21 protein-coding genes are annotated in these 21702 nt (G+C 68.2%); 13 read left to right on the forward strand and 8 right to left on the reverse strand.

Annotated features, from left to right (window positions below; translation table 11 throughout):
• The 3 genes from N8A90_RS16010 to N8A90_RS16020 all read right to left on the reverse strand — a co-directional run bounded on the left by N8A90_RS16010 (position 1) and on the right by N8A90_RS16020 (position 2320).
• Positions 1–459, reverse strand: coding sequence for a carboxymuconolactone decarboxylase family protein (locus tag N8A90_RS16010; protein ID WP_262075950.1), 459 nt, complete (start codon positions 457–459; stop codon positions 1–3).
• Positions 460–525: 66 nt separating this feature from the next.
• Positions 526–1407: an RNA polymerase sigma-70 factor gene (locus tag N8A90_RS16015; protein WP_262075951.1), complete on the reverse strand. Its 882-nt coding sequence runs from the start codon at positions 1405–1407 to the stop codon at positions 526–528.
• 55 nt (positions 1408–1462) lie between these two features.
• Complete coding sequence (locus N8A90_RS16020; protein WP_262075952.1) at positions 1463–2320, reverse strand: ferritin-like domain-containing protein; 858 nt, start codon at positions 2318–2320, stop codon at positions 1463–1465.
• A gap of 621 nt (positions 2321–2941) precedes the next feature.
• On the opposite strand from N8A90_RS16020, the gene yajC reads away from it, so the two are divergent.
• The 4 genes from yajC (at position 2942) to N8A90_RS16040 (ending at position 8665) form a co-directional block, all read left to right on the forward strand.
• On the forward strand, positions 2942–3274 hold the full coding sequence (gene yajC, locus N8A90_RS16025; protein WP_262075953.1) for a preprotein translocase subunit YajC: 333 nt from the start codon (positions 2942–2944) through the stop codon (positions 3272–3274).
• Positions 3275–3315: 41 nt separating this feature from the next.
• Positions 3316–5199 carry a protein translocase subunit SecD gene (gene secD / locus N8A90_RS16030; RefSeq protein WP_262075954.1) on the forward strand — a complete coding sequence of 628 codons (1884 nt, stop codon included), beginning with the start codon at positions 3316–3318 and terminating at the stop codon, positions 5197–5199.
• 12 nt (positions 5200–5211) lie between these two features.
• A complete protein-coding gene (secF, locus tag N8A90_RS16035) occupies positions 5212–6165 on the forward strand; it encodes a protein translocase subunit SecF (protein WP_262075955.1) in 954 nt (317 codons plus the stop codon).
• A 136-nt stretch (positions 6166–6301) separates the two neighbouring features.
• The gene (locus N8A90_RS16040; protein WP_262075957.1) at positions 6302–8665 is read left to right on the forward strand and encodes a DUF1631 domain-containing protein; all 2364 of its coding nucleotides are present in this window, start codon (positions 6302–6304) and stop codon (positions 8663–8665) included.
• 29 nt (positions 8666–8694) lie between these two features.
• Here N8A90_RS16040 and N8A90_RS16045 read toward each other — a convergent pair whose 3' ends face one another.
• From N8A90_RS16045 to N8A90_RS16055, 3 genes are all read right to left on the reverse strand, one after another.
• Entirely contained in the window at positions 8695–9210 is a 516-nt protein-coding gene (locus N8A90_RS16045; protein ID WP_262075958.1) for a DUF494 family protein, read from the reverse strand.
• Positions 9211–9289: 79 nt separating this feature from the next.
• Positions 9290–10438: a DNA-processing protein DprA gene (gene dprA, locus N8A90_RS16050; protein ID WP_262075959.1), complete on the reverse strand. Its 1149-nt coding sequence runs from the start codon at positions 10436–10438 to the stop codon at positions 9290–9292.
• A gap of 26 nt (positions 10439–10464) precedes the next feature.
• Positions 10465–11673: a LysM peptidoglycan-binding domain-containing protein gene (locus N8A90_RS16055; protein WP_262075960.1), complete on the reverse strand. Its 1209-nt coding sequence runs from the start codon at positions 11671–11673 to the stop codon at positions 10465–10467.
• A gap of 162 nt (positions 11674–11835) precedes the next feature.
• Between N8A90_RS16055 and def the strand changes: the two genes are divergently transcribed.
• From def to N8A90_RS16085, 6 genes are all read left to right on the forward strand, one after another.
• Entirely contained in the window at positions 11836–12357 is a 522-nt protein-coding gene (gene def / locus N8A90_RS16060; protein ID WP_262075961.1) for a peptide deformylase, read from the forward strand.
• Positions 12354–12845, forward strand: coding sequence for a hypothetical protein (locus tag N8A90_RS16065; RefSeq protein ID WP_262075962.1), 492 nt, complete (start codon positions 12354–12356; stop codon positions 12843–12845). Before def ends, N8A90_RS16065 begins: the two co-directional genes overlap by 4 nt.
• A 13-nt stretch (positions 12846–12858) precedes the next feature.
• The gene (fmt, locus tag N8A90_RS16070) at positions 12859–13809 is read left to right on the forward strand and encodes a methionyl-tRNA formyltransferase (RefSeq protein WP_262076084.1); all 951 of its coding nucleotides are present in this window, start codon (positions 12859–12861) and stop codon (positions 13807–13809) included.
• Positions 13809–14546 carry an AzlC family ABC transporter permease gene (locus N8A90_RS16075; RefSeq protein WP_262075963.1) on the forward strand — a complete coding sequence of 246 codons (738 nt, stop codon included), beginning with the start codon at positions 13809–13811 and terminating at the stop codon, positions 14544–14546. The genes fmt and N8A90_RS16075 overlap by 1 nt, the downstream gene beginning before the upstream one ends.
• Entirely contained in the window at positions 14543–14881 is a 339-nt protein-coding gene (locus tag N8A90_RS16080) for an AzlD domain-containing protein (RefSeq protein ID WP_262075964.1), read from the forward strand. The genes N8A90_RS16075 and N8A90_RS16080 overlap by 4 nt, the downstream gene beginning before the upstream one ends.
• Positions 14882–14946: 65 nt before the next feature.
• Positions 14947–16140, forward strand: coding sequence for a phosphoglycerate kinase (locus tag N8A90_RS16085; protein WP_262075965.1), 1194 nt, complete (start codon positions 14947–14949; stop codon positions 16138–16140).
• A gap of 67 nt (positions 16141–16207) precedes the next feature.
• On the opposite strand, the gene N8A90_RS16090 is transcribed toward N8A90_RS16085, so the two are convergent.
• Positions 16208–17317, reverse strand: a complete 1110-nt coding sequence (locus N8A90_RS16090) for a fatty acid desaturase (RefSeq protein ID WP_262075967.1) — start codon at positions 17315–17317, stop codon at positions 16208–16210.
• 205 nt (positions 17318–17522) lie between these two features.
• Here N8A90_RS16090 and pyk point away from each other — a divergent pair, with 205 nt between their 5' ends.
• The 3 genes from pyk (at position 17523) to N8A90_RS16105 (ending at position 21181) form a co-directional block, all read left to right on the forward strand.
• On the forward strand, positions 17523–18971 hold the full coding sequence (gene pyk, locus N8A90_RS16095; protein WP_262075968.1) for a pyruvate kinase: 1449 nt from the start codon (positions 17523–17525) through the stop codon (positions 18969–18971).
• Positions 18972–19119: 148 nt separating this feature from the next.
• Entirely contained in the window at positions 19120–20184 is a 1065-nt protein-coding gene (gene fba / locus N8A90_RS16100) for a class II fructose-bisphosphate aldolase (protein WP_262075970.1), read from the forward strand.
• A gap of 91 nt (positions 20185–20275) precedes the next feature.
• Positions 20276–21181: a phosphoribosylaminoimidazolesuccinocarboxamide synthase gene (locus N8A90_RS16105; protein WP_262075971.1), complete on the forward strand. Its 906-nt coding sequence runs from the start codon at positions 20276–20278 to the stop codon at positions 21179–21181.
• Between the two features lie 25 nt (positions 21182–21206).
• Here N8A90_RS16105 and N8A90_RS16110 read toward each other — a convergent pair whose 3' ends face one another.
• Positions 21207–21644, reverse strand: a complete 438-nt coding sequence (locus N8A90_RS16110) for an META domain-containing protein (RefSeq protein ID WP_262075973.1) — start codon at positions 21642–21644, stop codon at positions 21207–21209.
• Positions 21645–21702: the final 58 nt, after the last annotated feature.

Raw genomic sequence — 21702 nt, forward strand, 5'->3', positions numbered from 1 at the left:
TCAGTCGATCGCCTTGTCGGCCACCGGCAGGTGCATGCCGACGCCCAGCCGGTTCCACGCATTGATCTGCGCGATCAGCACCGTCAGGTCGACGATCTCGGGGTCGCTGAAGACGGCCTGCAGCTGCGCGAAGTCGGCGTCGCGGTCGCCGTGGTGCTCGACCAGGCGCGTGAGGCTCTCGGCCCAGTTCAGCGCGGCACGTTCGCGGGCGTCATAGAAGCCGACTTCGCGCCAGGTGGTGATGCTGTTGATGTGCTGCCAGGGCACGCCGGCCTTGCGCAGGTCGCGCACATGCATGTCGACGCAGAAGGCGCAGCCGTTGAGCTGCGAGACACGGGCCTGGACCATCTCGTAGAGCCGCTGGCCGAGGGTATGGCTGGCCAGTGCCGCGTTGACGCCGAGCATGGCCTGGTAGGCCTTGGGCGCGATCTTGAACCAGGGGAGGCGGGGGGCGTTCATGGCGGTTTCCTTGTCTTGAAAAGTGATGACACCCTCAAGACGCGCCAGCCGCTGCGTTTGTGACGCTCAGCGTGAAAATTCTGTCGTGACGCGCGCCAGCTTGTCCGGATTGCGCTGGGCGTGGATGCGCGCGATGCGCTCGCCGTCCCACTCGATGCTCTGCACCGACTCCAGCACGCCGTCGACCCAGCGCAGCAGCCCGGGCACGCCGTTCACGTCGGCCACCTCGATGCGCACCGCGCCCGGGAAGCGGCGCGCGACCGCGAAGTAGATCTGCGCCACGCGCTGGCCGCCGATGACGGGCCTGCCGAAGGACGGCACCTTGCCGCCGCCGTCGCCGATGATCGCGACGTCTTCGGTCAGCATCGCCTTCAGGCGTTGCAGGTCGCCTTTCTCCGCCGCCTCGGCGAAGCCGCGCAACAGGCGCAGGTGGGTCTCGCGCGGCACGGTGCTCCGGGGGCGATCGTCCGCGCGCACTTGTGTCTTCGCGCGGTGCACGAGCTGGCGGCAGGCGGCCTCGGACTTGCCCAGCGTCTGCGCGATCTCGTCGTAGTCCACATCGAAGACCTCGCGCAGCAGGAAGGCGGCGCGCGCCTCGGGCGTGAGCCGCTCCAGCACGGTGAGGAAGGCCATCGAGAGGTCCTCGGCGCGGCCCAGCAGCTGCTCGGGCGTGGCCGGCCCGTCGCTCACGATCGGTTCCGGCAGCCAGGTGCCGACGTACTGCGTGCGCTGCGCCTGGGCGGCGCGCAGGCGGTCGATGGCGATGCGCGTGGTCACGGTGACCAGCCAGGCCTCGGCGCTCTCGAGCGCGTCGTGCGCGGCCTCCTGCCAGCGCAGCCAGGTGTCCTGCACCACGTCCTCGGCCTCCGCCACGGAGCCGAGCATCCGGTAGGCGATGCCCTTCAGGCGCGGGCGGTGGCGGTCGAAGGCGAGGGTGGCGGCGTCCATGGCGCGATGATGGCATCGCCCGCATGCCGCCATGGTCCGCCGGGGCAGTCCGGGCTCAGGCGCCCTGGTATTCCGGCTTCGGGCCGAGCGAGGCGGCCAGTTCCTTGCGGTACTTGTTGAGTTCCTGCACGGTCTTGAAGCTGCGGTTCATCAGCAGGCTCAGGTTGTGCAGGATGCGCTCGCCCACCTTGGTTTCCCACGCTGCGTCGAACTTGATCTGGTGGTCCAGCCAGTGCTCGAGCCAGTCGGGGTCGGGCATGCGGCTCTGGATCGTGTCGTTGGGGAACAGCGCCTTGCTGACGTGCAGGTTGGTCGGGTGCAGCGCCTGGGCCGTGCGGCGCGCGCTGGCCATCAGCACGCCGACCTTGGTGAAGGCGGCGCGGGCCTCGTCGCCGAACTTCTCCATGGCGCGCTTCATGTAGCGCAGGTAGGCGCCGCCGTGGCGGGCTTCGTCCTGGCTGAGCGTCGTGTAGATGTGCTTGATCACCGGCTCGGTGTGCCATTCGGCGGCGCGGCGGTACCAGTGGTTCAGCCGGATCTCGCCGCAGAAGTGCAGCATCAGCGTCTCGAGCGGCGGTGCCGGGTCGAAGTCGAAGCGGATGTCGTGCAGTTCCTGCTCGGTCGGCGCGTGCTTCGGGCTGAAGCGCTTGAGGTATTCCATCAGCACCAGCGAGTGTTTCTGCTCCTCGAAGAACCAGATCGACATGAAGGCGGAGAAATCGCTGTCGTGCCGGTTGTCGCGCAGGAACATCTCGGTGGCCGGCAGCGCGGCCCATTCCGTGATGGCGTTCATCTTGATGGTCTGCGCCTGTTCATCCGAGAGCTTGGTGCCGTCGAACGACTGCCACGGGATGTCCTTGTCCATGTCCCAGCGGACGGACTCGAGCTGTCTGAAGAGTTCTGGATAAAGCATGGGCGTCCTTCGTGAGCCGGCGCATTCTAGTGTCGCGAGGTGACGGCGCGGCCGGCTTCAAACCGAGAGACTAAGCGTCCCGCGCGAGCGCCGCGTCATCCACCCTGGGTCTCGCAGGGTCGGACGGCGCGCCGCGTCGCGAAGCAATTGGTCACAAAACCCTGGCGATGCGGCGGGAACCCGGTTCCTTCACCGGTGCTCATACCGGCTCGTGCTCTTCGGAGCCCACTGTTTTCATGTTGCGAGGTCTTCGCGGCGCCTCTGCGGTGCCGCGTTGAAATCCCGAGGCGATTCTCCTCCTCCTCCCTCCCTCCCCTCCTTCGCGTCGGGGCGCCTCGCAACATTTTTGTCTCTCCCGACGGGCCCGTTCAGGGCTCGTCGTCTTCCTCCTCACGCCGCTCCCGTTCTCATCGCGCCATGGATGAGGGCCGTGTCGCGGCGGCGTTCGGAATGCCCCGGGGGCTTCCGCGGGGAAGGTCCTGAAGCGCCGCGCCTCGCCGAATACAATGCCCGGTGCTGCGCGTAGGCCCCCTGCCGCGCGCCGTGGCCGCCCCATCGCGGCCACGCCGGCGCGAACCCGGTCCGCGCTCTTCCCACCTCTCTCTTCTGCTGGAGACTCTCTTGTTCATTTCCTCTGCTTTCGCCCAGACCGCACCGGCCGCTGCCGCGGGCGGCGACATGTTGTCCTCGCTGGGCAGCATGCTGCCGCTGGTGCTCATGTTCGTGGTGCTGTACTTCGTCATGATCCGCCCCCAGATGAAGCGCCAGAAGGAAGCGCGGGCCATGATCGAAGCCCTGGCCAAGGGCGACGAGGTCGCCACGGCCGGCGGCCTGCTGGGCAGGATCACGTCGCTGGGTGACCAGTACCTCGGCCTCGAGATCGCGAATGGCGTGGAAGTGAAGATCCAGCGTACCGCCGTGGTCCAGGTGCTGCCCAAGGGCGCCATCAAGTAAGTTTTGTCAGTCCATGCGGCACTGCCGCACAAAGCGCGATCATGAACCGTTACCCGGTGTGGAAGTACGCGATCATCGTGATCGTGCTGCTGGTGGGGCTCGTCTATGCCCTGCCCAATTTCTTCGGCGAGGCCCCTGCGGTGCAGGTGTCGCCTGCCAAGGCGACCGTGAAGGTCGATGCCGGCACGCAGGCCCGCGTGCAGGAGGCGCTCAAGGCGGGCGGCCTGACGCCGGACATGCTGACGATGGACGCCACCTCGGTGCGCGCCCGCTTCGCCAGCACCGACGACCAGCTCAAGGCGCGTGACGTCCTGCAGCGTGCGCTGGTGCCGGACGCCAGCGACCCACCCTACGTGGTAGCGCTCAACCTGGTGTCGCGTTCGCCGACCTGGCTGACGGCGCTGCATGCCTTCCCGATGTACCTGGGCCTCGACCTGCGCGGCGGCGTCGATTTCCTGCTGCAGGTCGACATGAAGGGCGCCATCGACAAGCGGGCCGAGTCCTTCGCCGGTGACCTTCGCACCGGCCTGCGCGACAAGAACATCCGCGGCAGCGCCGTGAGCCGCAACGGCCAGACGATCGAAGTCCGCTTCCGCGATGCGGCCAGCCTCGACGCCGCCAAGCGGCTGGTGCAGGACCAGTTCCCGGACCTCGCCACCGTCGACAGCCAGGAGGGCAGTGACTGGAAGCTGACGGCCTCCATCAAGCCCGAGGCGGCCCTGCGCCTGCAGGACGCGGCGCTCAAGCAGAACATCACCACGCTGCACAACCGGATCAACGAACTCGGCGTGGCCGAGCCGGTGATCCAGCAGCAGGGCATCGACCGCATCGTCGTGCAGTTGCCCGGTGTGCAGGACACGGCCAAGGCCAAGGACATCCTGGGCCGCACCGCCACGCTCGAGATGCGCCTGGTCGACGAATCGACCGAGGGCCGCGCGGCGGAGCTGGGCAACGGCCCGGTGCCCTTCGGCTCGGAGAAGTTCCTGGACCGCGAAGGCCGCGCCGTCATCGTCAAGAAGCAGGTGCTGGTCACCGGCGAGAACCTGACCGACGCGCAGCCCGGCTTCGACTCGCAGACCCAGCAGCCCAAGGTCGACCTGACGATGGACGCCAAGGGCGGCCGCATCATGCGTGACGTGAGCCGCGACAACTTCAGGAAGCGCATGGCCATGCTGATCTTCGAGAAGGGCAAGGGCGAAGTGCTCACGGCCCCCTCGATCAACGGCGAACTGGGCAATCGCTTCCAGATCTCCGGCTCGATGAGCGTGGTGGAAGCCAACGACCTCGCGCTGCTGCTGCGCGCCGGCTCGCTGGCCGCGCCGATGGAGATCATCCAGGAACGCACCATCGGCCCGAGCCTGGGTGCCGACAACATCGACAAGGGCTTCAAGAGCGTGATGTACGGCTTCATCGCCATCATGGTCTTCATGTGCGCCTACTACGCGCTGTTCGGCGTGTTCTCGTCGATCGCGCTGGCGGTCAACCTGCTGCTGCTGGTGGCCATCCTGTCGATGCTGCAGGCCACGCTCACCCTGCCGGGCATCGCCGCCATGGCGCTGGCCATCGGCGTCGCCATCGACTCCAACGTGCTCATCAACGAGCGCGTGCGCGAGGAACTGCGCAACGGCGCCTCGCCGCAGGCGGCCATCCACGCCGGCTACGACCGCGCCTGGGGCACCATCCTCGACTCGAACGTGACGACCCTGATTGCAGGCGTTGCCCTGCTGGCCTTCGGCTCCGGCCCGGTGCGCGGCTTCGCGGTGGTGCACTGCATCGGCATCGTGACCTCGATGTTCTCGGCCGTGTTCTTCTCGCGCGGCCTGGTGAACTTCTGGTACGGCGGCAAGAAGAAGCTCAAGACCGTGTCCATCGGCACGGTGTGGCGGCCCAAGACCGACGGCACGGCCGTGGTCGAATCGAAATAAGGGGCGCAGGCCATGGAATTCTTCCGCATCCACAAGACCATCCCGTTCATGCGCCACGCCAAGGTGCTGAACATCATCTCCTTCGTGACCTTCGCGCTGGCGGTGTTCTTCCTGGCCCACCGCGGGCTGCACCTGTCGGTGGAGTTCACCGGCGGCACGGTGATGGAGGTCGCCTACCAGCAGTCGGTCGATGTCGGCAAGGTCCGCGAGACGGTCGGCAAGCTCGGCTATGCCGACGTACAGGTCCAGAACTACGGCACCTCGCGCGACGTGCAGATCCGCCTGCCGGTGCAGAAGGGCCAGTCCTCGGCGCAGCAGGGCGCGCAGGTGATGGAAGCGCTCAAGGCGGTCGACCCGACCGCCGTGCTGCGCGGCAACGAGTTCGTCGGCCCGCAGGTCGGCGAGGAACTCACCACCAACGGCATCAAGGCGCTCGCCATGGTGGTGGTCGGCATCATGATCTACCTGGCCTTCCGCTTCGAATGGAAGTTCGCCCTCGCCACCGTGCTGGCCAACCTGCACGACGTGGTCATCATCCTGGGCTTCTTCGCCTTCTTCCAGTGGGAGTTCTCGCTGGCGGTGCTGGCGGCGGTGCTGGCGGTGCTGGGCTACTCGGTGAACGAGTCGGTCGTGATCTTCGACCGCATCCGCGAGAACTTCCGGCGCTACCGCAAGATGAGCACGGTCGAGACGATCGACAACGCGATCACCTCGACCATCAGCCGGACCATCATCACCCACGGCTCCACGCAGCTCGTGGTGCTGTCGATGTTCTTCTTCGGCGGCCCGACGCTGCACTATTTCGCGCTGGCGCTGACCATCGGCATCTGCTTCGGCATCTATTCGTCGGCCTTCGTGGCGGCGGCGATCGCCATGTGGCTGGGCGTCAAGCGCGAGGACCTGATCAAGGCGCCGCCCAAGCGCGACGGCGACCCGGACGATCCGAACGCCGGCGCCACCGTCTGATCGACCGCGACGTGGTCAAATCGACCCTTCCCCATACGCCGTTCGGGTAGCCGAGCATGGTGCGCACTTGTGCAGCGCCTCAGACCCGGGCAAGCTCGCAGGGTCCGATGACGTTTACTTGCAATCCTGACTTTTCATGAGTACTGCGCGGCCTCACGCCATCTCCCTGCAAATCGCGCGCGAAACGCGTGAGCGCTTCGTCTCCGCCACCGTCGCGGCGATCGAACCGACCGAGCAGGCGATCCGCGAGCGGCTCACGGCGGCGGCCAACCAGATGGGCAGCGCCAGGGACATGCAGAACTGGCGCGACGATTTCCTGGCCTTCCAGGGCCAGGGCGCGCGCTGGGTGACGGCCTCGCAGGTGGCCTGGCGCAAGACGCTGGGCGTGGCGATCGCCACCGGCAACGCCAATTCGCTCCGGCTGGAGCTGATGGGCGACGATGTCGTCGAAACCACCATCCTTTCCTCCCGGCTGGCGCAGGCCATTCAGGGCAAGGCGAATTTCGAGATCAACGACCTGCGCCTGCGCGTCCAGCATCTGGAAGACGGCGTCGAACTCGACAGCAAGGACGTGCTGCGGCCCGAGGCGTTCGCCAAGGTACTGGTCGAGCAATGGCTGGCGGTCGGGCTGACGCGCGTGCTCTGGGTCCGCTTGCAGGATGTGATCGAGCGCAAGATCGCCGAGGCCACGGCCGAGGCCTACAAGGCGGCCAACACCTACCTGATCGACAGGGGCGTCATGCCCGAGATCGATCTCAAGAACTTCGTGAAGCGCACCGGCGGGTCCGGTTCCGGGGCCATGCCGCTGGGGGGCGGCAGTGGCGGCGGCTTCCACGGTGCGCAGGGGGCCACCGGTACGCAGCATTTCACGCCGGGCATGGGCGGTGGCGGCATGACGGGCACTCTGCAGGGACGCGCGTCGGGCGGGAGCGCGGCTGGCGGCAACACGCTGGGCGCCACCGGCGGCACGCCGCTGCTCATGGCCCGCCAGCGCGCCCAGGGCGTGCTGATGAACCTCAAGCGCTTCGTCACCGCCCGCATCGGCGGCGACTTCTCGCAGCAGCGCGGGTCTGCCGGCTCGGGCGGCGCGGCCGGCGGCGGCGGTGGCATGCTGGTGCCACAGGCCTTCGCCGCCGCCATCGCCGACGCCGGCGCCGCCTACCAGGCCGCGTCGTCCCAGTACGTGGTGGGCAACGATGCGACCGCCCTGCAGCACAGCGCGGCCGACCTGCGCCGCCGCAGCAGCGAGCTCAAGCGCCGCGCGCCGACCACGGCCGACAAGGCCACGGTCGAGATCGTCGCGCTGATGTTCCAGGCCATCCTGGCCGAGGAGCGCATTCCTTTCTCGGCGCGCGTCTGGTTCGCGCGCCTGCAGATGCCGGTCTTGCGGGTGGCGATCGCCGAGCCCGAGTTCTTCGGCACGCTGCAGCACCCGGCGCGCATGCTGATCGACCGCATGGGCTCGGTCGTGATGGGCTTCGACGCCGCCGCCATCTCGGGCAGCGCGCTCGAAGGCGAGATCCGCCGGGTGGTGCAGGTCATCGAGCAGTACCCCGAAACCGGCCAACGTGTCTTCAAGCTGGTGTTCGACGAATTCGTCGCCTTCCTCAACAAGTACCTGACGCAGAGCGACACCACGCAGCGCGTGATGAGCGTGGCGCAGCAGGTCGAGCAGAAGGAGACGATGGCGATCCAGTACACCATCGAGTTGCGCAAGATGCTCAACGACATGCCGGTGCGCGACGAGATCCGCGAGTTCCTGTTCAAGGTGTGGGCCGAGGTGCTGGCCATCGCCGCGCTCAAGTACGGCGCACAGGACGACCAGACCGTCACGCTCAAGCGCGCGGCGTCCGAGCTGGTGTGGGCCGCCAGCGCCAAGCCCAACCGCAACGACCGCACCCGCGTCATCCAGGACCTGCCCAAGCTGCTGCAGCGCCTGCGTGCCGGCATGGCGCTGCTGGGCATCGTCGGCGACCCGCAGGAGGCGCACATCAAGACCATCGGCGCCACCCTGTCCGATGCCTTCATGTCCAAGACCGAGGCGATCCCGCAGGCCAAGATCGAGGCCATGGCGGTGCGTCTGGCCAACCTCGAGGACTTCGTCAGCGACGAGGGCACCGGCGACCTGCCGCTCGACGCCGCCAGCATCGAACTGCTGCTGGGGGTGGATGCCGCATCGATCGAGGTGGTGCCGGACACGGGCGTCAAGGTCGAGGAAGACATGCTGGCGTGGGCCCACGAACTGCAGGTCGGCAACTGGTTCATGCTCGACCACAACAACCGGGCCAGCCAGGTGCAGTTCGTCTGGCGCAGCGCGCGCAAGCAGCTGCATCTGTTCGCCTCGGCCGATGGCCGCAGCTTCCTGATCCAGGCCGGTCGCCTGGCGTCCTACCTGCAGGCGGGCCTCTTGGTGCCGGCCGAGGAAGAGACGCTCACGGTGCGCGCCACGCGCGAGGCGCTGGCCAAGCTCGACGCCAACCCCGAGCGTCTGCTGGATTGAGGGGCGCCGGCCAGGCCGGCAGCGCTCACTCAGTGCGCGATGCGGCCTTCGCGCCCGTCGCAGAGTTCGTCGAGCACCAGTGCATCGGGCTCGATGCCGCTGCTCCAGTGCACCATCAGCAGGATGATCTTGAGTTCGTCCAGCGCCATCGGCTGCTCGGACGTGGCCATGGCGCGTTCGATCACGATCTCGCGCAGCGCACCCGACAGCACGCCCGCTGCCTCGAGGAAATGGATGAAGCCCAGGCACTCGGCGCCAAGGTGGTCCTGCTCGGCGGCGGAATAGATGCGCATCGCGCCGGGCGAGGGGGGGCGCACGCTGTCGGCGGGGGCGCGAAGCCCGATCGTCACCTCCGACGCATCGACACCGCGCTCCAGCGGCAGGCCCTGCGTCACCGCGCTGAGTTCGTCGAGCCATTGCAAGGCGGCACGGATCTCGTCGGCCTCGAAGCCATGCGCGCTGAGCTTGCGGCTCAGTTGCTCGGGTTCGGGACACGCATCGCCGCGCCAGTAGTTTTCGTAGACGAACACGAGCACTTCAAACATGGGTTCAATATAGCCCAGCGATGGCGCTGCGCCCGTGCTGTTGCGCGGATGCTGCGCATTCTGCGGCGTCGACCGTGCTTCAGCCGCGTGCCTGGCGCTGGAAGAGGCCGCCGGGCAGGCGGGCCACATGATCGGCCAGTTCGAGTTCGAGCAGCAGCGCCTGCAGCCGCGCGGTGCTCTCGCCGGTGCGCGCCACGAGTTCGTCGAGGCCGACCGGATCGAAGCCCAGCGAGGCCAGCAAGGCGACCGCCTCGGGCGGCACGGTGAGGGGGTGGTGCGGCGTGCTCGCGGTCGATGTCACGGCGGCTTCGTCCGTCGGCAGCTCCTCCAGCACGTCGTGCACCGACTCGACCAGCTTGGCGCCCTGGCGGATCAGCGCGTGGCAGCCGCGCGACTGCGGCGAGTGGATCGAGCCGGGGATGGCGAACACTTCGCGCCCCTGCTCGGCCGCCATGCGGGCCGTGATGAGCGAGCCGGAAGCCAGCGCGGCCTCGACCACCAGCGTGCCGCGGGTCAGACCCGAAATGATGCGGTTGCGCCGCGGAAAGTTCTGGTTCAGCGGCGGTGTGCCGAGCGCGAACTCGCTGACGATCAGCCCCTGCGCCGTGATGCGGTGCGCCAGCGCGCGATGGCGCGCGGGGTACACGCGGTCCAGGCCGGTCCCCACCACCGCCACGGTGGCCAGCCGGCCGGGCGCGGCGGCGGCACCGTCGAGCGCGCCCTGGTGCGCCGCGCCGTCGATGCCCAGCGCGAGGCCCGACACGATCGGAAGACCGGCCTCGACGAAGGCGCGTGCGAAGGCCTTCGCATTGGCCTCGCCCTGCGGCGTCGGGTTGCGGCTGCCGACGATGGCCAGGCTCCGGCCCAGCTGGGTGAGGTCGAAGTCCGCCGCGCCGAGCAGGTAGAGCAGCACCGGCGGATCGGCGGTCTCGAGCAGCGACGTGGGATAGGCGGCGTCGCCCAGCGTCACCAGACGCCGCACCGCGCCGTCGGGCTCGACCTCCTGGAGCCAGCGCAGCGTCAGGTCGATCTGTGCGGCCAGGCCCTCGGGCGCCTGCCGCAAGGCGGCGGCCTGGGCCGGCGTCACGATCTCGCGCAGGGCCGCAGCCGGTTGCCGGAAGATGTTCTCCGGCAGGCCGAAGGCCGCCAGCAGTCGGCGCGCCGCGGCGTCGCCGATGCCCGGCGTCAGCGTGAGCCGAAGCCAGTCGGCAAGTTCGTCGCGGTCCACGTGGACGCGTCAGCTCAGAACGGTTCTCAGGGGTTGACGAGCAGGTCGCCGACCTTCGGCGTGTCGCTGATCTCGAGCACCAGCGCATACGAGACCCGGTCGAAGGGGCGGAACACCATCAGCAGGCCGATGCGTTCGTTCGGCAGCTTGAGCGTTTCCTTGGCGCCACCGGTCTTGTCGACGATGGTCTCGCCGTTCTTCAGAATGGCCAGCACGTGGCCGTTCTCGATGCCGTCGCGCAGCCCCTTGTTGATGGCCACCACCTGGTTCTGCGCCGCGAACTGCACCGCGTTGCCGTAGACCGAGACGATGCGCCCATCGAACGCGGTCGTCGGCGCATGGGGCGCGTAGCTGAGCAACTGGCGGGCCGGCTCGGGCAGCAGGCGGTCGCCGGCGCGCATTTCCTCGCGAGCGGCCACGATGTCGATGGTCGCGGGCACGACGGTGGTCAGCTCCTTGCCGCCCTCCATCGAGCGCTCGGTCGATTCGCCGCGCTGCAGCTGCGCCTTGCCGAGGTACTGGGCCTCGTAGCCCAGGATCTCGCCGGTGCCCGGGTCCTGCAGCGGGGTGGCGTTGCGGAAGATGCGGAAGGTCTTGATGGGGCCGGCCGTCTCGACCAGGGGCGAATTCACCTCGCCACGGGCATAGGCGCGGTCGCCGCGGGCCAGCAGCACGCGGCCGTCGTTGCCCGCCACGATGCGGGGCGCGGTCAGCAGCGTTCCCTCGTCCACCACGATGGGCTCGCTCAGGAAGGGTTCGATCAGGGCCGGGTTCAGCGTCGGCAGCGCCATGCCGGAGAGGGATTCGTAGCGGGTGCGCGGCGACAGCCGGATCGTCTGGTCGCCGCCGCCCATGCCGCCGCGCCGGGTGCTCAGGCGCGCCCGGCCGCCGGTCTTGTCGAGGTAGAGCACCTGGCCCGGGTAGATGCGGTGCGGGTTGCTGATCTCGCCCATGTTCATGCCCCACAGCTCGGGCCAGCGCCACGGGCTGCGCAGGTAGAGGCGCGAGATGGCCCACAGCGTGTCGCCGGACTTGATGGTGTATTCGTCCGGCGCGTTCGGTGCGAGTTCGGCGAGGGGAACGCCCGTCTGGGCCGTCTGCTGCGCGGTGGCGCGCTGCTGCGGGGTGACGGGGTAGTTCTGCGCCAGCGCCGTGCTGCCGAAACCGATCGCCGCGAGGGTCGCCAGCGTTGTGAGGACGGCCGGCCGGCGGCGATGGATGCGGAGTGTGTTCATGGTTGGTTCGATGGTCACGCAGTCGCCGCGCCGGGCGTACGAATCCTCACAATTTGCAACGAATTTTGCGCTGAAGCCCTTGAATGGGCAACGCTTATCGCGTCTGGCGGCGCCGGCACGGCTTGGAATTGGCGAAAATAGCCACAATCTCCTTCCCGTTTCATGGCCAAAAGAACCATCCTGAGCTTCCCCGACCCGCGCCTGCACACGGTAGCCAAGCCCGTGCAAGGCGTGGACGCGCGCATCAAGGCGCTGGTCGCCGACATGCTCGAAACCATGTACGACGCCAAGGGCATCGGCCTGGCGGCGACGCAGATCGACGTGCACGAGCGCCTCGTCGTCATCGACGTTTCGGAAGAGCGCGACGAGCCGATCGTCCTGATCAACCCCGACATCGTCTGGGCCAGCGACGAGAAGGTGCTCAACGAAGAGGGCTGCCTGTCGGTCCCCGGCATCTACGACGGCGTGGAGCGTTCCACCGCTGTCCGCGTGACGGCGCTCGATGCCGACGGCGAGCTCCAGACCCTCGAGGCCGACGGCCTGCTGGCGGTCTGCATCCAGCACGAACTCGACCACCTGCTGGGCAAGGTCTTTGTCGAATACCTGTCGCCGCTCAAGCGCAACCGCATCAAGAGCAAGCTGCTCAAGCAGCAGCGCGAGGAACAACGGGACGCGGGGCGGTGACCGGCCTGCGCACGCTGTCGCTCGCATTGGCGGGGCTGCTGCTGGCGGGTTGCGCCAGCGAGCCGACCCGCCTCCCGCTGGGAACGACGCGTGCCGACGCCCTCCAGCGCCTGGGCACGCCGACCGCCGTGTATCCGCTCGCCGGGGGCGAACGCCTGCAGTATTCGCGCGCGCCGATGGGCACCGAGGTGAACAACGTCGACCTCGACGCCGGCGGACGGGTCGTCTCGATCCGCCAGGAACTCGACCCGTCGCTCTTCGACCGCACCATCCGCCCCGGCGTGTGGCGCGAAGCCGACGTGCTGCGCACCTACGGCCGGCCTTTCGAGATCACCCGCGTGTCATCCTTCGACGGGGTGATCTGGACCTGGCGCTTCAAGGACCGGAACGAGCACCGCCTTCTGCACATCTACATCGACCCGACCGGGTTGGTGGCGCGCTATCACACGGCCGACGACCTGATGATGCGCGACGACTTCCGCTCGTGAGGCCGCTTTGACCCTGAAGATCGGATTCGCGGGCACGCCCGAGTTCGCCCGCGTCGCCCTCGAGGCACTGCAGGCCGGCGGCTTCGACATCGCCCTGGTGCTGAGCCAGCCCGACCGCCCGGCCGGCCGCGGCATGAAGCTGCAGGCCTCGCCGGTCAAGCAGTTCGCGCTGCAGCACGGCTGGCCCGTCGCGCAGCCGCGCAGCCTGCGCCTGGACGGCAAGTACCCGGACGAGGCGCAGGCGGCGCACGACACGCTGCAGGCGGCCGCGCTCGACGTGCTGGTCGTCGCGGCCTACGGCCTCATCCTGCCGCAGTGGGTGCTCGACATGCCGCGCCTGGGCTGCCTCAACATCCATGCGAGCCTGCTGCCGCGCTGGCGTGGCGCCGCGCCGATCCACCGCGCCATCGAGGCCGGCGACGCCGAGACCGGCGTGACCATCATGCAGATGGACGCCGGCCTGGACACCGGCGCCATGCTGCTGCGCGAGTCGCTCGCCATCGGCGACGACAGCACGGCGCAGCTGCACGACCGGCTGGCGTCCATGGGCGGCCGCCTGATCGTCGATGCGCTGCACCGGGCCGCGGCCGGCACGCTGCAGCCGGTGCCGCAGCCGGCCGACGGCGTGACCTACGCGCACAAGATCGAGAAGCACGAGGCGGCGGTCGACTGGACGCAGGACGCCGAAACCATCGCCCGCCGCGTCCGCGCCTTCGATCCCTTCCCCGGCGCCAGCAGCATGCTCGACGGCGCCCCGATCAAGTTCTGGGCGGCCCACGCTCGCAGCGCCACCGTGGCCGAAGTGCCGGGCACCGTGCTGGCCGTGTCGCCGGCCGGCATCGAAGTCGCCGCGCACGATTCCATCGTCAGCTTCACCGAACTGCAACGCCCCGGCGGCAAGCGCCTGCCCGTGGCCGACTTCCTGCACGGCTTCGATGTGAAGGCCGGCCAGGTGTTCGGCTGATGTTCCTGAGCTCAGACATCCGTCGCCGCCCGACCTTCCGCGAAGGCGTCGCGCAGATGGCGCCCATGGCGGTGGGCATCGGCGCCTGGGGCCTGATGACCGGCGTGGCCATGGTCAAGTCGGGCATGAGCGTGATCGAGGCGCTGGCCATGACCTTCCTGGTCTATGCCGGCAGTTCGCAGTTGGCGGCCATCCCGCTGCTGGTGGCCGGCGCGCCGGCCTGGGTCATCCTGGCCACGGGCTTCTGCGTCAACCTGCGCTTCGTGGTGTTCAGTCTGCACCTGCGGCCCTACCTCATGCACATGCCGCGTTGGCGCCGAATGGTGCACGGCTACCTGACGGCCGACCTGAGCTACGCGACCTTCACCACGCGCTACGCGTCGCCGCCGACCACGCGCGACGAAGAGCGCGCGCAGGAGGCCTTCCTGACCGGCGGCTACTTCATCACCTGGTGTTCGTGGATGGGCATGAGCACCGTCGGCATCGCGCTGGCCAACCTCATCCCGCAGGCCTGGGGCCTGGGCTTCGCCGGCGTGCTGAGCCTGGTGGGCATTCTGTGCTCGATGGCGACCACACGCCTGCGCATCCTCTCGGCGCTGATCGCCGGCGCGACGGCGGTGGCCGCCTATGCGCTGCCGCTCAAGCTGAACATCGTGACCGGCATCGGCGTGGCCGTGCTGCTGTGCTTCTGGCTGGAGAAGCAGTTCGTGCGTGATCCGGCGGAGGCCGACCGATGACCGGAACGACCGACCTCTGGAGCCTGGCCGTGATCGTCGGGCTGGCCGGCGTGACCGTACTGGCGCGCTGCTTCTTCTTCATCCTCGACCGGCCCTGGGGCCTGCCCGAGTGGGCGCACCGCGCGCTGCACTACGCCCCGGTCGCGGCGCTGGCGGCGGTTATCGTGCCGGAGATCGTGATGACGCAGGGCCACCTCGTGCCCACCTGGCAGGACGCGCGCATCTTCGGCGCCCTGGCGGGCGCGGCCTACTATTTCTGGCGGCGCGGCGTCCTGGGCACCATGCTCGTGGGCATGGCCGTGTACCTGCCGCTGCACCTGGGCCTCGGCTGGTAGCGGCGGTGAGCGAAACCTACAATGGTTAACGCTTTCGTCTTCCTCTCCTCTTCATCCCACCTTCCATGAACGTCATCCGCTTCACCGATCTCTGTGCGCAAGGCAAGGTTGCCGGCCAGCGCGTCTTCATCCGTGCCGACCTCAACGTGCCGCAGGACGACGCGGGCCGCATCACCGAAGACACGCGTGTGCGCGCCTCGGTGCCCTGCATCCAGGCCGCGCTCGACGCCGGCGCGGCGGTGATGGTCACGTCGCACCTCGGCCGTCCGACCGAGGGCGCCTTCAAGCCCGAGGACTCGCTGGCACCGGTGGCCGAGCGCCTGGCCGAGTTGCTCGGCCGCCCGGTGCCGCTGGTGGCGAACTGGGTCGACGGCGTCGACGTGGCGCCGGGCCAGGTCGTGCTGCTGGAGAACTGCCGCGTCAACAAGGGCGAGAAGAAGAACGACGAGACGCTCGCCAGGAAGATGGCCGCGCTGTGCGACATCTACGTGAACGACGCCTTCGGCACCGCGCACCGCGCCGAGGCCACCACCTACGGCATCGCCCAGTTCGCGAAGATCGCCTCGGCCGGCCCGCTGTTGGCGGCCGAGATTGACGCCATCACCAAGGCGCTGGCGCATCCCGCCCGGCCGCTGGTGGCGATCGTCGCCGGTTCCAAGGTCAGCACCAAGCTCACCATCCTCCAGGCGCTGGCCGGCAAGGTCGACCAGCTCATCGTGGGCGGCGGCATCGCCAACACCTTCATGCTGGCCTCGGGCCTGTCGATCGGCAAGTCGCTGGCCGAGCCCGACCTGCTCGACCAGGCCAAGGCGGTGATCGAGGCGATGCGCGCGCGCGGCGCCGACGTGCCGATCCCGGTCGACGTGGTCACGGCCAAGACCTTCGCGGCCGATGCGACAGCCACCGTCAAGGCGGCCGATGCGGTGGCGGAGGACGACCTCATCCTGGACATCGGCCCCAAGACCGCCGAGATGCTGGCCGCGCAACTGCGCGAAGCTGGCACCATCGTGTGGAACGGCCCGGTCGGCGTGTTCGAGTTCGAGGCCTTCTCGCACGGCACCGAAGCCATCGCCCGCGCCATCGCCCAGAGCAAGGCCTTCTCCATCGCCGGCGGCGGCGACACGCTGGCGGCCATCGCCAAGTACGGCATCGAGAAGGACGTGGGCTACATCTCGACCGGCGGCGGCGCCTTCCTCGAGATCCTCGAGGGCAAGACGCTGCCGGCCTTCGAGATCCTGAGCAAGCGCGCCGCGGGCTGAATGTTCACTTCGCGCCCATGAAAAAGCCCGCATGTGCGGGCTTTTTGCTGTCGTCGCGGGCCGAGGCTCAGGCCATGGCCGGCGCGGGTGCGCGCATGGCACTGGTCGCGCGGCCCTGGAAGTCGGTCCAGCACTGGCGCGAGAAGTCGTAGAGCTTGCAGGCGCGGGCGGTGGAGAAGTACCACTTCCACGAGAAGGGCTGGACGATGATGCGTTCGGGCAGCAGGTGCTCGAGCATCTTCTGTGCTTCCTTGAGCTTGTAGAGCGGAATGCTCATGTCCACGTGGTGCGCTGTGTGCTCCATGATGTGGTGAATGAGCGCGCCGATCTTTAGCGGGAAGGTGAGGTGGACCGTGGTCGACACGAAGGGCTGCGCACGCTGCCAAGCGGCCTTCTCGTCGTGCCACTGCACCTTGACGTGCGTGTGGTGGCCGTAGATCACGAAGCCCATCATGTTGAACCAGAAGGCCATCGGCGCCACGAAGCCGAGCAGCAGCGTCAGCAGCACCGACTGGCCGGTAGCCATGGCGGCGGCCGTCAGCGCGGCGATCCAGAGGGCGGCGAAGCCGGTCACGAGTGCGCAGTCCTTGGCGAAGATCGGACGGTAGCTGTTGCCCATCGTCGCCTTGCGCGGGAACATCATCTTCTTCCACCAGATCTCGACCATGTAGTACAGGCCCGGGCCCCAGCCGCTGCGGTAGATGCGTTCGAGCACGCGGCGCACCGGCGACAGCGCGCGGTACTCGGCCTGCGTGAGCGGCGCCCAGACGAAGTCGACGCCCTTGAGGTTGGTGAAGCCGTGGTGCACCACGTTGTGTCCCATGTCCCAGAGGCTGTAGGCGGTGAGCGAGGGTAGGAAGGCGATGCGGCCCAGCCACTTGTTCAGGCGCCGGTGCGGTGTCAGGCTCTGGTGGCAGCCGTCGTGCCCGATGATGAAGAGCCGGCCGATGACGAAGCCCGCCAGCAGTCCGGCCAGGAGCTTGAGCCAGACCGGCTTGAGCAGCACCGTGCCCGTCAAGAGCGCACCGAACAGCAGGTAATCGATGGCCAGCAGCACGAAGGCGCGGACGGTGGTGCGCTGCGAGATCGGGATCAGCCAGGAGCGGATGACCTTGCGGTGCGGCAGCGGCATTTCCGGCGACAGGGGCGTGAGAACAGGATCGGTTGGGGTCTGCATAAGACGAGGCGAAAGAAAGGAGAAACGACGGCGCGGGGTATGCACCGTAACGCATTCATCGGAAGGGGTCATGACGAAGATCAAGCAGCGCTGGGTTGTCTGGGGCAACCGTGTCGTATCGCGCAATGCCGTCTCCACATGTGAGAATTGTGCCAAAACCCCGATCCGCCCCGGAACGGATTCCCCGACAGCCCCAGGAGACACTGTGGACACGACCCGCCTTCCCCGCCATGCCACCAAGATCGTCGCGACGCTCGGCCCTGCGTCGAACACGCTCGAATTGATCGAGCAGATGATCGTGCACAAGGTGAGCGTGGTGCGGTTGAACTTCAGCCACGGCACCGCGCAGGACCACATCGACCGCGCCGCCATGGTGCGCGAGGCAGCGCGCCGCGCCGGCCGCGAGGTGGCCATCATGGCCGACCTGCAGGGCCCGAAGATCCGCGTCGGCAAGTTCGCGCAGGGCAAGATCTGGCTGGAGCCGGGCGCCAAGTTCGTGCTGGACGCGTCACGCACCGAACTCGGCGACGTCGATGCCGTCGGCCTCGACTACAAGGACCTGCCGCGCGACGTGAAGGCCGGCGACCGCCTGCTGCTCAACGACGGCCTCATCGTGCTGATCGTGAACCTGGTCAAGGGCGAGGCGGTGCACACCACCGTGCTGCTCGGCGGCGAACTGTCGAACAACAAGGGCATCAACAAGCAGGGCGGCGGCCTCACGGCACCGGCGCTGACGGCCAAGGACATGGAGGACATCAAGACCGCCATGAGCTTCCAGGCCGACTACGTGGCGGTGAGCTTCCCGAAGAACGCGACCGACATGGAGATGGCGCGCCAGCTCTGCAACGTGGCCGCGGCCGAGTTCGGCCATCGGCCAGGAATGATCGCCAAGATCGAGCGGGTCGAAGCGATCCCGAACCTGGAAGCGATCTTGCGTGCCAGCGACGGCATCATGGTCGCGCGCGGCGACCTCGCGGTCGAAGTCGGCAACGCGGCCGTGCCGGCGCTGCAGAAGAAAATGATCCGCATGGCGCGCGAGATGGACCGCGTGGTCATCACCGCCACGCAGATGATGGAGTCGATGATCACCAACCCGGTGCCCACGCGCGCCGAGGTGAGCGACGTGGCCAATGCCGTGCTCGACGGCACCGACGCCGTCATGCTCAGCGCCGAGACCGCATCCGGCCGCTACCCGCTGGAGACCGTGCAGGAGATGAGCCGCATCTGCGAAGCCGCCGAACAGGCCGAGGACACCGCCCGCGACACCGACTTCAGCGGCCACACCTACGCCCGCATCGACCAGGCCATCGCCATGGGCGCGCTCTTCACGGCCCACCACCTGGGCGCCAAGGCCATCGTCGCGCTGACCGAATCGGGCTCGACGCCGCTGTGGATGAGCCGCCATTCGGCGCACATCCCGGTCTACGCGCTCACCTCGCGCCTGTCGACGCAGCGCAAGATGGCGCTGTACCGCAACGTGCGCCCGCTGCTGATGGATTCGCACACCGACCGCGACACGGCCCTCGACCAGGCCGAGGCGCACCTGAAGAAGCGCGGCATCGTCCAGAGCGGCGACGTCTACGCCATCACCTGCGGCGAGCCGATGGGCGCCCCCGGCGGCACCAACATGCTGAAGATCTGCCGCGCGACCTGAGAGGCTGGGCGTCATTGCCGGCGCGGGCGGCCAGGCCCTCTTCCCCGCCTTCGTGGGCCTGCCGTCGGACCCGTCCCACAAGCCCCCTCGGTAGAATTGAACTAGTTTTTCTTCATTTCCAATCTTCAATTCCCGCGAGGTATTTCCCATGGCTCTCGTCTCGATGCGCGAACTGCTGGACCACGCAGCCGCCAACGGCTACGGCATTCCGGCTTTCAACGTCAACAACCTCGAACAGGTGCAGGCCGTGATGGAAGCCGCCAAGGAAACCGGCGCGCCGGTCATCCTGCAGGCCAGCGCCGGCGCGCGCAAGTACGCGGGCGAGGGCTTCATCAAGCACCTGATCCAGGCGGCGATCGAGAGCTACCCGAACATCCCGCTGGTGATGCACCAGGACCACGGCCAGAACCCGGACGTGTGCCAGGGCGCCATCGACCTGGGCTTCTCGTCCGTGATGATGGACGGCTCGCTGGAAGCCGACGGCAAGACCATCGCCAGCTACGAGTACAACGTCGAAGTCACGAAGAAGGTGGCGCAGCTGGCGCACCGCGTGGGCGTCACCGTCGAAGGCGAGTTGGGCTGCCTGGGCTCGCTCGAGACCATGAAGGGTGACAAGGAAGACGGCCACGGCACCGACGCGACCATGACGCGCGAGCAGCTGCTGACCGACCCGGAGCAGGCCGCCGACTTCGTGCGCCAGACCCAGATCGACGCACTGGCCATCGCCATCGGCACCAGCCACGGCCCGTTCAAGTTCACCCGCAAGCCCACCGGCGACATCCTGGCGATCGACCGCATCAAGGAAATCCACCAGCGCATCCCGAGCACCCACCTGGTGATGCACGGCTCGTCGTCGGTGCCGCAGGACCTGCTGGCGATCATTCGCCAGTACGGCGGCCAGATCAAGGAAACCTACGGCGTGCCCGTCGAGGAAATCCAGGAAGCCATCAAGCACGGCGTGCGCAAGATCAACATCGACACCGACATCCGCCTGGCCATGACCGGTGCCGTGCGCAAGTTCCTGTTCGAGAACCCGGAAAAGTTCGATGCCCGCGAATGGCTCAAGCCGGCGCGCGAAGCCGCCAAGCTGGTCTGCAAGCAGCGCTACATCGAGTTCGGCTGCGAAGGCCAGGGCGCGAAGATCAAGGGCGACACGCTGCAGGTCGTCGCCGCCAAGTACGCCAAGGGCGAGCTCGCGCAAGAAGTGCGCTGAGCATCTCCCGTCGGCCGAAGCCACCGCTCGCGGTGGCTTTTTTCTGCGCGCACAATCCGCCTTTCCCTTCCGTTTTCTTCACGTCTTCGCCATGACCACCGTCCACACCTCCTCCATCCAAAGCCTGCCCCTGCTCGCGCGTGGCAAGGTGCGCGACAACTACGCCGTGGGCGACGACCGCATCCTGATGGTCGCGAGTGATCGGCTCTCGGCCTTCGACGTGATCATGGGCGAGCCGATTCCCGGCAAGGGCGTGATCCTCACGCAGATGGCGCTCTGGTGGTTCGACCGGCTCGGCCACCTGTGCCCCAACCACCTGACCGGCGATGCGCCGGAGAGCGTGGTGACCGAGGCCGAGGTGCCGCAGGTCAAGGACCGTTCGATGCTGGTCAAGCGCCTGAAGCCGATCCCGGTCGAGGCCGTGGTGCGCGGCTACCTCGCCGGCAGCGGCTGGAAGGAGTACCAGGAGAACCGTGCCGTCTGCGGCGTGCCGCTGCCCGAGGGCCTGACCAACGCCAGCCAGTTGCCGCGGCCGATCTTCACGCCGGCCGCCAAGGCCGCGGCCGGCGAGCACGACGAGAACATCAGCTACGACCGCGTGGTCGAGATCGTCGGCCCGGCGTTGGCGCAGAAGATCCGCGAGACCAGCATCGCCATCTACGAAGCCGCCGCCGAGATCGCGCTGGCCAAGGGCATGATCATTGCCGACACAAAGTTCGAGTTCGGCCTGGACGAAGCCGGCACGCTGGTGCTGATGGACGAGGTGCTCACGCCCGACAGCTCGCGCTACTGGCCGGTCGAAGGCTACGAAGAGGCGCTGCGCAACGGCACCAACCCACCGAGCTACGACAAGCAGTTCGTGCGCGACTGGCTCGAGGCCACCAAGGTCAACGGCAAGCCCTGGGACAAGACGCCGCCCGCCCCGCGCCTGCCGGCCGAGATCATCGAGAAGACCGCGGCCAAGTACCGCGAGGCGCTGGAGCGGCTGACGGGCTGAGGGCCGCTCCTGGGCGCCGCCCCGTTCAGCGGCTGTCCAGCACCGCCAGCGTCCGCCCGCTGTCGTCCAGCAGCGTGAGCTGGCTGCCGAGCCGGCTGTAGCCCGTGGTGGCCTGCAGCGCGGCGAAGAAGTTGCTTTCCATCGCGTTGCGCTCGGGCTCGACGCAGGCCGTGCGCGTCGCGACCAGCGGGCCGATCGTCAGGCGGTGGCCGGCACGCAGATAGGGCCCGGAGACGCGGTTGCAGCCGCCGGAGCCGCTCACGCGCGAACCGTCGAACTGCAGCTGCGCATCGCGCCGCGGGTCGCCATCGCGCTGGGCCGGCTGGAGGCCGACGCTGACCAGCCGCCAAGTCTGCGATTCGATCGGCTCGTCGAGGCTCACGCTGGTGCCGCAACCGGCCAGCAGGGCGATGCCGAGGATCGGCAGGGCGAAGCGTGAAGAAAGGCGGCGGATGAACGGCATGGAAGTCCTGTGTCGATGCATGCGGCGACGCCCGCCGCGCCGCGATGGTAATGCGGCA

The sequence above is a fragment of the Variovorax sp. N23 genome, assembly GCF_025486315.1.
In the GTDB taxonomy this organism is placed as follows: domain Bacteria; phylum Pseudomonadota; class Gammaproteobacteria; order Burkholderiales; family Burkholderiaceae_C; genus Variovorax.